Source organism: Streptomyces lydicus (assembly GCF_004125265.1).
GTDB classification, from domain to species: Bacteria; Actinomycetota; Actinomycetes; order Streptomycetales; family Streptomycetaceae; genus Streptomyces; species Streptomyces lydicus_C.
Genome location: NZ_RDTE01000003.1, coordinates 672,703 through 686,128 on the forward strand (window position 1 = coordinate 672,703; position 13,426 = coordinate 686,128).

Below are 13,426 nucleotides of genomic sequence, written 5' to 3' on the forward strand. Positions count from 1 at the left end.
GGACAGATCATCCTCGTCGAGGTCTGCTCCGCCCCAGCCACCGGCCCGGCCCCGGAGTCATGCGACCACCCGCGCTCCGGCCACTCCGCTTCCCGCTCTTCCCTCCTCCTGGTGAATCGGTGTCCGGGAGCCGGTCAGCGGGACACCCGTGCCGCCATGGCGTGCCGCGACGATCTCGGCGGCGATCGACAGTGCGGTCTCCTCCGGAGTACGGGCGCCGAGGTCGAGGCCGATCGGGGAGCGGAGGCGGGCCAGTTCGGAGGCGGTGACGCCGGCCTCGCGGAGTCTGCGGTTGCGGTCCTCGTGGGTACGTCGTGAGCCCATGGCGCCGACGAAGCCGACCGGCAGCCGCAGGGCCTTCTGCAACAGGGGGATGTCGAATTTGGCGTCGTGGGTGAGCACGCACAGCACCGTGCGGCCGTCGGTCTCGGTGCGCTGGAGGTAACGGTGCGGCCAGTCGACCACGATGTCGTCGGCCTCCGGGAAGCGGGCCCGGGTGGTGAAGACGGGGCGGGCGTCGCACACGGTGACGTGGTAACCGAGGAACTTGCCCGTACGGACCAGGGCCGCTGCGAAGTCGATGGCGCCGAAGACAATCATGCGGGGTGGCGGCACACGCGATTCGACGAACAGGGTCAGGTCGGCCGCGCAGCGCGATCCGTTCTCCGAGACCGCGAACGTGCCGGTGCGCCCCGTGTCCAGCATGGCGCGGCTCTCCGCCACCGCCGCACGGTCCAGCTCCGGATGCCCGTCGAGTCCCCCTTCGCCGGAGCCGTCGGGGCGTATGAGCAGTGCTCTGCCGAGCAGTTCGGCCGGTCCCCGGGCCACCCGGGCGACCGCTACCGGCTCCCCCCGAGCAGCGGCCGCCAGCGCCGCGGCGAACACCTTCCTGCCCGGGGTGTCCACCCGCACCGGCGTGACCAGGACCTCGATCACCCCGCCGCAGGTCAGCCCCACCGCGAAGGCGTCCTCGGCGCTGTAGCCGAACCGCTCCAGGACCGTCCCGCCGTCCTGGAGCGCCCGGGTGCACAGGTCGTACACCGCTGCTTCCACACACCCGCCGGAGACCGATCCGATGACCACGCCCCGGCTGTCGACGGCGAGAGCAGCGCCCGGGCCGCGCGGCGCGCTGCCGGCGACCGCCACGACGGTGGCCACGGCGAAGTCCCGCCCGTCCGCCATCCACCGGTTCAACTCGTCGGCGAGGTCCAGCATCTCGGTTCTCCTCCTGGTGTGCAGGTCAGGGTGTACAGGCCCGGCACGAAGGCCTGTTGCAGAGCAGACCTCATCGAGCCCGGACGTCCATGTGCGACGGAACCCAGCCCGGACGCCCGTACGGAACGGGACTCGCCCCCGGACGCCCGTGCAGGACAGGAGCCGAGCCCGGACGCCGGGGCAGGGCAGGAGCCGGACCCGGACGCCCCTGAGGTCTCAGCCGGTTCCGCTGTTCCCGATCCCGGCTCCCGCCAGCAGGACACGGTCCGGACGGATCGGCAGGTTCCGGTGACGTATACCGGTCGCGTGCCAGACCGCGTTGGCGATGGCCGCCGCGGCTCCCACGATCCCGATCTCACCGATGCCCTTGATCCCGACCGGGTCGTCCTCGTCCGGGTCGTCCACCCAGTCCGCTTCGATGAGCGGTACATCGGCGTGCGCGGCGAAGTGGTAGCCCGCGAGGTCGGCGCCGACATGGCCACCCGACGCCGGATCCCTGACCGCCTCCTCGTGCAGCGCCATGGAAAGGCCCCAGGTCATACCTCCGGTGAACTGACTGCGCGCGGTGAGCGGATTGATGATCCGGCCCGCGGCGAAGATGCCGAGCATCCGTCGTACGCGTACCTCCCCGCTGGTCACGTCCACCGCGACCTCGGCGAACTGCGCCCCGTAGGAGTGCCGTTCCTTCTTCGCCAGCGCGCCGATGGCCTCGCCGGTGTCCGCCCGTGCCGTGATCCCTTGCGGCGGGATGTCCCCGCCCGCGGCCAGCTGTTCCTTCAGCTCGCGCACCGCGGCCGTGATGGCCCAGCCCCAGGAGCGGGTACCCATCGAGCCGCCGGCGACCATCGCGGGGCCGAAGTCACTGTCCGCGATCTTCATACGGATGCGCGCCGGTTCCACCCCCAGCGCGTCCGCGGCGATCAGGGCCAGCGCGGTGCGTGCGCCGGTCCCGACGTCCGCCGCGGTGATCCGAACGGTGAACGTGCCGTCCGCCTCGGCCGTCACGGCCGCCGTGGACGGGGCTGCCGCCGAGGGGAAGGTGGACGCGGCCGTGCCGGTGCCCAGCAGCCAGCGCCCTTCGCGGCGGATGCCGGGACGCGGGTCCCGGTCCGCCCAGCCGAAGCGCGCGGCGCCCTCCTGGAAACAGGCGAGCAGATTGCGGCTGCCGAACGGCAGACCGGAGAGCGGTCCCACCTCTGGTTCGTTGCGTGCCCGCAGCGCGATCGGGTCCATACCGCACTTCTCGGCGAGCTCGTCGAGCGCGGACTCCAGGGCGAACGAGCCCGGGGCCTTGCCCGGCGCACGCATCCAGCTCGGTGTCGGCACATCGAGCGGGACGACGCGGTCGACGGTGTGGTGCGCATCCGCGTCATACAGCACCCGTCCGAACTGCGCGCTCCGCTCGACGAACTCATGGACGGTCGAGGTGAGGCACTGCGCCTGGTGGTCGAAGGCGCGCAGCCGCCCGTCGACGTCGGCGCCGAGTCTGACCCGCTGCACCGTGGGGCTTCGGTAGCCGATGACGGAGAACATCTGCCGTCGGGTCAGTACGACCCGGACGGGGCGGTGGAGAACGGTGGCCGCCATGGCGGCGAGCACCACATGCGGGCGGGTCGCCTTGGCCCCGAAGGCACCGCCGACGTGCTCGGACCGCACCCGCACCGAGGCCGGGTCGAGCGAGAACAGCTTCGCCAGCTCCTCCGAGACGAACCGGCTGCCCTGGTTGGAGTCGACGACTTCGAGCCGGCCGCTGTCCCAGCGCGCCATCGCCGCATGCGGCTCCAGCGGGCTGTGGTGCTCTTCCGGTGTGGTGTATTCGGCGTCCACGACCGCGAAGGACGCGGCGAGCTCGGCCGCCAGGTCCCCCTTCTGCGTCTCCGTCGGCGAGCCGGGGGAACCATCCGGTGTGCGCACCCCCGGGCGTCCGGGGAAGAAGGCGATGTCGTGCGGTTCCTCGTCGTAGTGGACCACCAGCGATTCGGCGGCCTCCCTGGCCTGCTCAGAGGTTTCGGCGACGACCAGCGCGACCGGCCAGCCGACGTGCGGCACCCGGTCGTGCTGGAAGACCTGAAGGATCGGCTCGGCCATCCCGAAGCCATTGGTGTAGTCACCGTTGAGCCGTGGGGCGTTGCCGTGGTGCAGGACGGCGAGGACACCGGGCATGGCGAGTACGGGGCCGGACTCCAGGGAACGGATACGCCCGCGGGCGATGGTGGACAACACCAGCCAGCCGTAGGCGAGTTCGGCGAAGGGGATCTCACCCGCGTAGCGTGCCGTCCCGGTGACCTTGTCCCGGCCCTCCAGACGGGTGTGGGCGGTGCCGGAGGCCGGCGTCACCGCGGGGCTTTCCGTCGTCGTGGTCATCGGGCGGCCTCCTCGGCGAGTTCGGACAGCACGGCCACGACGAGGTTGCGCATCAGGGTCACCTTGTATCCGTTGTGGGGCAGCGGCCGGGCAGCTGAGAGTTCGGCATCCGCGGCGGCGGCGAAGGCCTCGGCGCTCGCCGGTCCCCCGGTCAGTACCCGCTCGGCTTCCCGGGCCCGCCACGGCTGGGACGCCACCGCCCCGAAGGCGAGGCGGACCTCGTGGACGGCTCCGTCCCGGACGTCGAGGGCGGCGGCGATCGAGCCGATGGCGAACGCGTACGACGCACGCTCGCGCACCTTCCGATAGCGGGAGACGGCGGCAACGGGGGCCGGCGGCAGGGTGATACCGGTGATCAGCGCACCCGGGGGCAGCGCCGTCTCCAGGTGCGGGGTCGCGCCCACGGGGCGGTAGAACTCCGCCAGCGGCAACTCGGCCGGTCCGTCACCCGTTTCGTACCGGACGACGGCATCGAAGGCGGCGAGGGCCACCCCCATGTCCGACGGGTGGATGGCCACGCAGTGCGCTGAGGCGCCCAGGATCGCGTGGTTGTGGTGTTCGCCCTCGATGGCGGGACAGCCGCTGCCGGGGTCGCGCTTGTTGCACGGTTGGGTCGCATCGGTGAAGTAGCCGCAGCGGGTGCGCTGGAGAAGATTCCCGCCGACCGTGGCCATATTGCGCAGCTGGCCCGAGGCACCGGACAGGACGGCCTGCGCCAATGCCGGGTAGCGGCGCCGCACTTCGGGATGGGCGGCGAGCGCACTGTTGGTGACGGTCGCGCCGATGTGCAGACCGCCGCCGGCCTCGATCTCGATCCGGTCGAGGGGGAGTTTCCGTACGTCGATGAGCAGCGCGGGCCGTTCCACCCCGGCCTTCATCAGGTCGACGAGATTGGTGCCGCCACCGAGCGCGCGTGCCTCGGGAACGGAGCCGAGCAGGGCGACCGCGCCGGGGACGTCGAACACGCGCTGATAGCCGAATTCCCTCATGCCGTCACCTCAGCGTCGTCCGCGTCGTCCACGCCGTCCGCATCGTCCGTTCCGGCAGTCGCAGAGAGGCCGCCCTCCTGCCGCGGCCCGGGTGGGGCAGGCGCCGCACCGGCCTGCGCCGCCTGCGCGACCGCCCGCACGATCGATACATAGGCGCCACAGCGGCACAGGTTGCCGCTCATCCGCTCCCGGATCTCCTCGTCGGTGAGCGGCGGTACTCCCGCCTCGGGCCGTACGTCCGCGCTCACGGCACTCGGCCAGCCCGCCGCATGCTCCTCGATCACCGCGATCGCCGAGCAGATCTGGCCCGGGGTGCAGTAGCCGCACTGGTAGCCGTCCAGATCGAGGAAGGCCTGCTGCACCGGGTGCAGTCGCTCGCCCTCCGCCACGCCCTCGATGGTGGTGATCACGCGCCCCTCGGCGGCCACCGCGAGCTGCAGGCACGCGACCGCCCGGCGCCCGTCGAGCAGCACCGTACAAGCCCCGCACTGGCCGTGGTCACAGCCCTTCTTGGTACCTGTCAGATCCAGGCGTTCGCGCAGTGCGTCGAGGAGAGTGGTGCGGTGGTCGACGGGCAGCGTGTGTTTCTCGCCGTTGATGTTCAGGGTGATGGCGCTGGACGTCGATAGGGCCATGTTCAGCCTTCTTTCGCGTATGGGAGGCGCGGTGGGCGTCGGGGCGTGGGCCCTGATGCCGACGTGGCCGGCCCGGAGGCCGGGCGGTCCCTGTCCCTTGAGAGCGGGGGTACCGGATGACGGAGGATCCCGGGGACAGTTCGGAAGAGGGTGGAGGAAGGAGGCGGCAGGGTGCGTGGCGGCGCCGGCTCGGAGCGCCGACGGCGAAGGCGCTGGACGGTAGGCAGGTCACAGTGGCCACCGGTCGTCCACACCGGCCGTATCTGCCGCTATGGTGGACCTAAGCGGACAACTGTCCATTACCCTCACAACGTACCGGACAACTGTCCGGTTAGCAAGGCCGGCCCTCGCTGATTTCCGGAAGGAGGACGAGTGCAGCAGAAAAAGGACACGCCCCTGCGCTCGGACGCGCAACGGAATCGCGAGCGCATCCTGGAAGTCGCACTGGAGGAGCTGACACAGTCGGCCGATGCGCCGCTGAGTTCCATCGCGAAGAAAGCCTGCGTCGGGCAGGGAACCTTCTACCGCCACTTCCCCAACCGCGAGTCGCTGGTCCTGGAGGTCTACCGCTACGAAGTCCAGCAGGTCGCCGACACCGCGGCCCAGTTGCTGGAGACCCGCACGCCCGACCGGGCCCTGCGGGAGTGGATGGACCGCCTCGCCCAGTACGCCATGGCCAAGGCCGGCCTGGCCGACGCGATGCGCAGGGCCACCAGCAAGCAGAACGCCCTGGCCGGCCTGGGGCACGGCCCCGTCACCGCGGCCGTCACCCTCCTGCTGCAGGCGAACGAGGAGGCCGGAACCATCCGGCCAGGAGTGACCCCCGACGACTTCATGCTCGCCATCGCCGGCCTCTGGCAGATCGCCCCCCACGGCGACTCGCAGTCGCGCGCCGAACGACTCCTGGACCTGGTCATGGACGGCCTGCGAGCCGGCGCGCCCGGCACGTGACCACGCTTCGGCAGGGCAGCCCCTCTCTGTACGGCGGAGTTCAGCATCCCCGCCGACCGGGTGCCCGCAGCCGAGACCGCATTACCCGAGGGCCGGGACGGCCGGGGATGTCCAGAAGGTCACGGTCGGCCCATAGGAGCCGTCCTCCTCATCCCTCACCTCGACGGTAATCTCCCGGTCGGAGTGGCGCGCGGACAGGACTCCCTGCCAGCACTCCCCCAGAGCTAGCGCGAGTTGAGGCAGTTCCTCCCCGAGCTGATCACTGTCCGTCAAGGTGGAATTGCAGAACACAGCCCACAACTCGACGTGATTCACGACGAGTTCGATACGGCACCGATCGCCCTCCAGCTCCGTGAACCAGTCGTCGACAACGCCCTGGCTGAAGTTCTCCTTGAGGAATACGCAGCCGCGGTAGTCGACCGTCTCGGGGCAGAACAGCCAAGCCGCGGCCAGGACGAAGCGCAGGCCGCCCTCGAAGTCGAGGTAGTTGTCCGGGGAGAGCTCCTCGCGAAGGGAATCGTGCCCGAAATCTGGGCCGGACCGGACATCGACCGGCCTCCTCCTCAACCGTGGTCAGCCCGTCGCCTATCTCACCGGCCGGACCGTCACTCCACGCCCGACGCGCCTGGTGCGGCACGGCATGCGATCATCGGTCTCCTCCCGCGCCGACGGAGGCGTACGGACTTCGGGACGCGGCGCACGGGGGTCGGGACGCGGCGCACGGGGTTCGGGACGCGGCGCACGGGGGTCGGGACGGGCCGGCCAAGGGGGCGGGCTCGGGCTCTGCGTCGCGCACCGGCAGGCCGGGCACCGGCTGCCGGGGACCGTCGGACAGCCTGGCCCACCCCATCAGCACAAGGGGCAGCGCGAGATAGCCGAAGCGTCCGGCGGGTGCCAGGGCGAACGCCACGCACAGGCCGATCGCGAGCCGGTCGGCCGCGGCCCGCAGTTGAGCGGGCGGCCGCAGTACGAGGGACACGGCGACCGTGAACGCCCCGCACACCAGCAGCCCGACGGCCGCGAACCAGCCGGCCGTCCCCAGGTCGGCCAGCAGCCGGCCGGGCAGCGGGCTGGCGGCCGGGGTCTGCAGGTCGCCGCGTCCGGTGGGGAAGGCCAGTACCTGTTCGACCATGGCAGCGCAGGAGAGCAGCGCACTGGGCACGATCAGCAGGGCCGCACCCGCCACCGCGGTGCCCGTGCACCGTACGGCCGCCCGACGGCCCGCCACGCAGACGAGCAGGGCCACGGCCACCGCGATCGCCGGCCAAGCGGTCCACTTGAGGGAGCACGCCACGGCGAGTGCCACACCCGCCGCCACCGGACGCCCGCGGGCCGCCAGGGCCAGTGCGACACAGCACAGGCCGGTCAGCGGCAGATCCACTCCGCTGACGCACAGCGGCAGGGCCACCACGGGAGAGGCGATCAGCACCGCCACACCCGTTCCGTACGGTGCCCGCTCGTGCCGGCGCACACCAGCGGCCGGGGATCCCGACCGGCGGAGTATCAGGTGCCCCCCGTGCAGGCCGAGGAGAAACACCGCCGCGCACCAGATCCGGGCGTCGCCGAGCAGTCTCGCCGCCCCACTGTGGTCGCCGAACAACACTCTCGGGATGCCGAGCAGTGCCATGGCGGGGAGATACGGCGTGTAGTCCGAGACCTTGTCCGGGTGCGGGAGGTACGGGGTTCCCTGTTCCAGCAGTAATCGGCCGGAGCGCTCGATCACCTCGACCTCGCTCTGTGCCTGCCCCGTCAGTACGAGAAAGAGCAGCGGCAACACCACCGCACCGGCCAAGGCGACGCTCACCGCCGCCCGTTGGCCCCGTGCTCCGGGAAGCCCGTACGACACGGCCGCCGCGGCCGCGTACCCCAGCGCCGCGCTCGCTCCCCACAACCGGTGCGTATCGAGCGAGGAGACCACCGGAAAGGTGCCGGCCCACAGGGCTGCGAGCAGCCACCCTGCGGTCCAGGTCTCCTTGCGGTCCCACCAGGGGACGGACCTGGCCGTGGGTTCGGTGCCCGCGTCCACGACCGTGTTTTCGACTCGACGGAATCTCACCGTGCCATTGCAGCCGAAGGGGCCGCCAAGGTCCTCAGAGCCAGGTCGACACTTCCTGGTCGGGTTTCCCCTACCGCCATCCGTCCCCGGGGCCCGTGAACCGGGATGCGCACCCGGTACGGCATCCCGCATCCGCCAGTGCTTGTCATCGTCGCGCAAGGTGCGGCGCAACGGCACGGGGGTCGGCAACCACTGGTTCGCCGTCGACGCCGAGGGACACCTCCTCGAACGGCGGGTCGCCGAGCCCTGATGGGTACGGTGCCCCGCGGCAGGCTGGCCGGCCTGACGCGCGGCTGCACCCCGGGCTCAGGGCGACTCGCCCCGCAGATGGGCGAGCACCGCAAGCACTCGCCGATTGCCGTCGGCAGGACCGAGATTCAGCTTCATGAAGATGTTGCTGGAGTGCTTGACCACGGAAGCCTCGGTCGCGCTCAGCCGCCGGGCGATCAGCTGGTTGTTCAGGCCCTCCGCCATCAGCGCCAGGACCTCACGCTCGCGCGGGGTGAGCCGGCGCAGCGGCTGACTCGCCGTCTGCTGGGTGAGCAGTACGCGTACCACCTCGGGGTCGATGACGGTCTGGCCGTCCGCGACCCGGCTCAGGGTGTCCAGGAACTCGGAGACCTCCCCCACCCTGTCCTTGAGCAGATACCCCAGCCCGGCGGCTCCCCGGCCGTCCCCGCTGAGCAGCTGTGTGGCGTAGGCGGTGGCGACGTACTGGGAGAGCACCAGGACCGGCAGCTGGTCATGGCGGGCGCGCAGCTCCAGGGCGGCCTTGAGCCCTTCGTCACGGAAGCCGGGTGGCATCCGGACATCGGTGATCACGATGTCCGGGCGCTGCTCGTCGACTGCGCGGGCCAGTGCTTCGGCGTCACCGACGGCAGCGACCACCTCGTGGCCGCTGCGCGTGATCAACTCGACGAGTCCGGCGCGCAGCAACACGGCGTCCTCGGCCAGCACTATCCGGAGCACGGCACCTCCACGCGAAGTTGGGTCGGGCCGCCTTGGGGACTGGACACCACCAGCCTGCCCTTGAGAATCGCCATACGATCCGCCAATCCTGACAGGCCGGTCCCCAATGCGGGGTCCGCACCGCCGTGTCCGTCATCGGTGATCACCAGGATCAGCCGGTCGTTCGTGTACCTGCCGACGACCGCGACCCGGGTCGCGCCGCTGTGCTTGGCCGCATTGGTCAGCGCCTCCGTTACGGTGAAGTACGCCGTCGTCTCCACCGGGCCGGGCAGCCGGTGCGGCAGGTCGAAGTCAACCGTGACGGGCAGGGGGTGGCCCTGCGCCACCTCCGCCACCGCGTCGGCGAGCCCGTGGTCGGTCAGTACCTGCGGGTGGATGCCGCGAACGAGCCTGCGCAGCTCGTCCAGCGCCTGACGCGCCTCGCCATGAGCCCGGGTGACGAGCTCGGCGGCCGGGAAGCGCTCTCCCCCATTTCCATCCGCGCCAGCCCCAACGTCATGGTGAGCGCGACCAGTTGCTGCTGGGCGCCGTCGTGCAGATCACGTTCGATCCGGCGCCGCTCGGCCTCGAAGGCATCGGCCAGCCGGATACGGGAGCGGGTGAGTTCGATGACCCGGCTGCGGGCCTGCTCCTCGCGCGGGGACAGCAGGAAGAAGGCCACCTTGACCTGCGCCACGGCGAGCAGGCCCGCCACATACGCGCACAGCACCAGGCCGAGCAGTCCCAGGGCGCAGAACGGCAGTGCGGCCGACGGACCGGGAATCGCGTGACCGGGAATGATCATCACGGTTTCGGGGGCGAGCGCCCAGACCACGACCGGTGTCGCCAGCAAGATGCCCGACAGCCCCAGCAGCGCCACGAATCCGGCATTCGCTCCGGTGAAGAAGACCGCCAGGATGACGGCGTAGCCGAGTTCACGCCACGTTGCGCCTTCTCTCAGCCGGGTGCGCAGCCATCCCCGGACTCCGGCCCCCGCCAAGGAGCCGTGCGGGTCCGGCGGCGGCACCGGCTCCACCAGCCGCAGACGTCTGCGCTCCACTTTCGCGACGGGGAGACCGAACACCGCGATGGCCGCCAGCACCACCAGTCCCACACCAACGACCGATAACAGCACCCCGAAGAAGAGAAGTGCGGCCAGGCCGAGCAGCACGGTCAGGCCGAGCACCACACCGCCGGCCGCAAAGGCCCAGCAGCGCACGGGCCAGCCTGAGGTGAGAAAGCGCAGCGGGGGCTGCTTCATCGCCTCCCATACGGCGACGCTCCGGGCCTCCCCCGCTTCTTCTGCCGAGGGCTCCGGCGCTTGCGTCGCGGGCGTTGACCGGTCCCCGCCCGGCTGCCCTGACATGTATGTGGCCTCCTGCTGTGCCCCGCACCGCGTGATCTCCGACAATTTTAGTCCCGGCATCCGGCGCTGCGTTGACATCGCAAGGGCCTACTCCGCGTCTGTCAAGGCCAGTTGCACCGGACGGCGTTGTCGGGGGGACGCTCACCCTCGTGGCTGTCACCGTGGGTTCTCCTGCTTGACGACCGTGCGGAGAAGTCGTCCGTCGCGCAGTGGCCGCCCCTGAGCGAACTGGGTCATCGACAGGTCGACATGAGTCCCAGTCAGGTGTCGGACGCTGGATGCCGGATGCCGGATGCCGGGCCTGCCGCTTCTACGCGCAGCCGCCGAACTGGAGCTGCTTCGAGCAGCATCGGTGCTACAGACTTCAGCCTCCGGAACGCGACGTGAGAGCACCGCCCTACGGGAAGCCAAGCCCCGCCCAAAGCCTCCGACGGGGGGAGGCCGGCCATCTGGGCCTGCTCCTGCACGGCAGGCACTGTGCCCCGGCACCCTGGGTACCGGGCACTCTCCCGAAAGGCGACTCGGTGCGCGGCCGTGGACAGCGGTCCTGCCGGCTGTCCACGGCCGCGCTGCCGGCTCAGCGGACGTGCACCGTCACCACGTCAGAGGCGTGCAGGCGCACGGGGTGCTGGTCATGCGGGCTGGTCAGGCCGTACAGCACCGCACGGAACTGCAGGTCGCCGCGGCGCGCGGACGTGCCGTGTGCAGTGACCTGCGCGTCGCCCGCGACCGCGGCGCTGCAATTCTCCTGGTGCCACCCTTCGCCGAAGCCGTTCTCCTCCAGGCACAGCTGGTGCAGGAAGCCGGCGCTGTCATCGCCGCCGTGTGCCTTGACGGTGATGGTCTTGCCGACCTGCGCCGAGCTCGGCGCCGTGATGTCCACACTGCCCTTCGCGAACGCCGGCCCGGCGGCCAGAGCCACTGACGCCAGCCCCAGCGCACCGATCGCCGCCACACGGCCGCCCCGCATCTTGCCCCCGGTCTTCTTCGTCCTGGTCATGGACTTTCCCTCCCGCGGATCCCTCACCTTGGTAAGACCCGCCCTTTCGCGAAGGCGCCCGGTGCGCCTCGCCGACTGTCCAGATGACCCGACTGCCCCGCGCGTTGCTCCTTGCCCGGCACCGTTACAAATTCCCGACATAGTCCGCTAACCAGGTGGGGATCCCAACAACGGACGCCAAATGACTTCTTGGGAGTGCTCAGGGCAGCCCGCTACCCGGCGCTCCCCGCCGCCTCCAGTTGTGGTCCCCGCGCATGCGGGGTTGGTCCCCAGATCGTCCTGGCGCGTGACCTCGGAATCGTGTGGTCCCCGCACAAGCGGGGCCGGCCCCGAGGGTCATCGCGACTCTCGGCGGAGCCGATGGGATCACGACCCGGCCCGGCGTCCCGTGGGACGGGATACCTCCCGCACAGTCAACTGACCCCGAGCGACCCGCATCAACCCTTCTCCGCATCACTTGGACAGGTAATTCGCCGCAAGCGGCCCCAACTCCGGCTCACGCTCCGGCTCCGGCTCCGGCTTCGGCTCCGGCTCCGGCTCCGGCTCCGGCTCCAGCAAGTTTTCCAGGTTCTTCCTGGCGATCTGCTTGCGGAACTCCCCCTCGTAGGAAGGGTCACCGGAGTCGTGCATCGTCTCGGTCATCCAGACCGCAGATGCCTGCCGCCGCCATGTGTGGTCCAGGCAGGTGTCGGAGTAGCTGTCGAGCAGACTGGAATCATGGTTCTCGACCTGGTGGACAACTGCGCGGGCGAGCACGTCGGCGTCGTGAAGGGCGAGACTCATCCCCTGTGCGCTCATCGGTGAGATGAGGTGTGCCGCGTCCCCGAGAAGGTAGAGCGTGCCGTAGCTCATGGGGCTGAACACCACTCCCCGGAGCGGCACGATCTGCTTACTGGCGATCGGTCCCCTGGGGGATACCGGCTCGCCGAAGCGGGCGTCCAGTTCGTTCCAGATGCGGTCGTCCGGCCATTGCTCGATGGTGTCGGTGAGCGGGCACTGCAGGTAGAGACGACTGGCGTGCGGGCCGCGGGTGATCTGTGCGGCGAAGCCGCGGGAGTGCACTGCCAGCACGGCCAGAGGTTCCGCAGGCACCTCGGTCATGACGGTGAGCCAGGCGTACCCGAACTCGTGGGTGGAACAGATGAGGATGTCCTCGGGGATGGCCGTCCGGCTGACGCCATGGAAACCGTCGCTGCCGGCGACGAAGTCACCACTGATGGTCTTGGTCGAACCGGCGGAGTGCCGGTAGCACACCAAAGGGTTCGCGGTGTCGATGCCGTGCAGGGAAACGTCTTCGGCGCCGAAGCGCAGATCGCCACCGTCGCGGAGGAAGACCTTGATGAGGTTCTGGACGAGGACCTGCTGGGGGCAGAACACTCCGTCGACATCCTCCGAGTCGTCCTCCACCTTCCACCGCCGCTTTTCTCCCTCGATCAGCAGCGGCACACCCGAATCGGAGTCACCATGGCTGTGGCCCTCGACGACCTCGGCCAGCCCCCACTCGTGCAGCCGGCGGACCCCGCCGGCGTCGAGAGCCCCGGCCCTCTGCCGCCGCTCTACGTAGTCACGACTGTGCCTTTCCAGAACAATGCAGGAAATCCCCTCGCTCAGAAGGAAGTTGCCGAGCGCCAGTCCGGCGACTCCGCCTCCCACAATCACGACGGTTGCATCCTTGCCGGTTTGGTTCATGTGTTTTCGGGCTCCTCACAGACGGCGAGTTCGGACGCGCCTGAGCGTGAGCGACTGTGCCGCCGAGACGATGTGGCGTACTGACCACCACTGTGAGACTCGACCGCAGAGGCACCCAACCGGTAGATCGACAGCAAATGCCGGAAACCCGCCAACCTGGCACACTCCGATACACGACGCGCGCCCGCCGGTAACGGCTCCGCCGGTTACTCC

10 protein-coding genes and 1 pseudogene are annotated in these 13,426 nt (G+C 70.3%); 1 reads left to right on the forward strand and 10 read right to left on the reverse strand.

Annotated features, from left to right (window positions below):
* Positions 1 to 57: 57 nt before the first annotated feature.
* The 4 genes from D9V36_RS05740 to D9V36_RS05755 all read right to left on the reverse strand — a co-directional run bounded on the left by D9V36_RS05740 (position 58) and on the right by D9V36_RS05755 (position 5,203).
* Entirely contained in the window at positions 58 to 1,215 is a 1,158-nt protein-coding gene (locus D9V36_RS05740; RefSeq protein WP_129292813.1) for an XdhC family protein, read from the reverse strand.
* A gap of 216 nt (positions 1,216 to 1,431) precedes the next feature.
* Positions 1,432 to 3,579 (reverse strand): xanthine dehydrogenase family protein molybdopterin-binding subunit, encoded by a 2,148-nt coding sequence (locus tag D9V36_RS05745; protein ID WP_129292814.1) that lies wholly within the window; start codon positions 3,577 to 3,579, stop codon positions 1,432 to 1,434.
* A complete protein-coding gene (locus D9V36_RS05750) occupies positions 3,576 to 4,568 on the reverse strand; it encodes an FAD binding domain-containing protein (RefSeq protein WP_129292815.1) in 993 nt (330 codons plus the stop codon). Before D9V36_RS05750 ends, D9V36_RS05745 begins: the two co-directional genes overlap by 4 nt.
* Positions 4,565 to 5,203, reverse strand: a complete 639-nt coding sequence (locus tag D9V36_RS05755) for a (2Fe-2S)-binding protein (RefSeq protein ID WP_129292816.1) — start codon at positions 5,201 to 5,203, stop codon at positions 4,565 to 4,567. The genes D9V36_RS05750 and D9V36_RS05755 overlap by 4 nt, the downstream gene beginning before the upstream one ends.
* A gap of 372 nt (positions 5,204 to 5,575) precedes the next feature.
* Here D9V36_RS05755 and D9V36_RS05760 point away from each other — a divergent pair, with 372 nt between their 5' ends.
* Positions 5,576 to 6,154, forward strand: a complete 579-nt coding sequence (locus tag D9V36_RS05760; RefSeq protein WP_129292817.1) for a TetR/AcrR family transcriptional regulator — start codon at positions 5,576 to 5,578, stop codon at positions 6,152 to 6,154.
* 81 nt (positions 6,155 to 6,235) lie between these two features.
* Here the strand turns inward: D9V36_RS05760 and D9V36_RS05765 are convergent, their stop codons facing one another.
* From D9V36_RS05765 to D9V36_RS05790, 6 genes and pseudogenes are all read right to left on the reverse strand, one after another.
* Positions 6,236 to 6,721, reverse strand: a complete 486-nt coding sequence (locus D9V36_RS05765; protein WP_241720719.1) for a hypothetical protein — start codon at positions 6,719 to 6,721, stop codon at positions 6,236 to 6,238.
* A gap of 79 nt (positions 6,722 to 6,800) precedes the next feature.
* Positions 6,801 to 8,210 (reverse strand): glycosyltransferase 87 family protein, encoded by a 1,410-nt coding sequence (locus tag D9V36_RS05770; protein ID WP_241720720.1) that lies wholly within the window; start codon positions 8,208 to 8,210, stop codon positions 6,801 to 6,803.
* A 306-nt stretch (positions 8,211 to 8,516) separates the two neighbouring features.
* Positions 8,517 to 9,179: a response regulator gene (locus D9V36_RS05775; RefSeq protein ID WP_129292818.1), complete on the reverse strand. Its 663-nt coding sequence runs from the start codon at positions 9,177 to 9,179 to the stop codon at positions 8,517 to 8,519.
* Positions 9,167 to 10,419 (reverse strand): annotated as a pseudogene (locus tag D9V36_RS05780) (sensor histidine kinase). The gene D9V36_RS05775 and the pseudogene D9V36_RS05780 overlap by 13 nt, the downstream one beginning before the upstream one ends.
* A gap of 682 nt (positions 10,420 to 11,101) precedes the next feature.
* Positions 11,102 to 11,524 carry a hypothetical protein gene (locus tag D9V36_RS05785; protein ID WP_129292819.1) on the reverse strand — a complete coding sequence of 141 codons (423 nt, stop codon included), beginning with the start codon at positions 11,522 to 11,524 and terminating at the stop codon, positions 11,102 to 11,104.
* 453 nt (positions 11,525 to 11,977) lie between these two features.
* Entirely contained in the window at positions 11,978 to 13,213 is a 1,236-nt protein-coding gene (locus tag D9V36_RS05790; protein ID WP_129292820.1) for a 4-hydroxybenzoate 3-monooxygenase, read from the reverse strand.
* Between the last annotated feature and the right edge of the window lie 213 nt (positions 13,214 to 13,426).

Bases quoted from the DNA above. Each gene is read 5' to 3' on its own strand.
- D9V36_RS05740 (WP_129292813.1), bottom strand. From the start codon at position 1,215: ATGCTGGACCTCGCCGACGAGTTGAACCGGTGGATGGCGGACGGGCGG.
- D9V36_RS05745 (WP_129292814.1), bottom strand. From the start codon at position 3,579: ATGACCACGACGACGGAAAGCCCCGCGGTGACGCCGGCCTCCGGCACC.
- D9V36_RS05750 (WP_129292815.1), bottom strand. From the start codon at position 4,568: ATGAGGGAATTCGGCTATCAGCGCGTGTTCGACGTCCCCGGCGCGGTC.
- D9V36_RS05755 (WP_129292816.1), bottom strand. From the start codon at position 5,203: ATGGCCCTATCGACGTCCAGCGCCATCACCCTGAACATCAACGGCGAG.
- D9V36_RS05785 (WP_129292819.1), bottom strand. From the start codon at position 11,524: ATGACCAGGACGAAGAAGACCGGGGGCAAGATGCGGGGCGGCCGTGTG.
- D9V36_RS05790 (WP_129292820.1), bottom strand. From the start codon at position 13,213: ATGAACCAAACCGGCAAGGATGCAACCGTCGTGATTGTGGGAGGCGGA.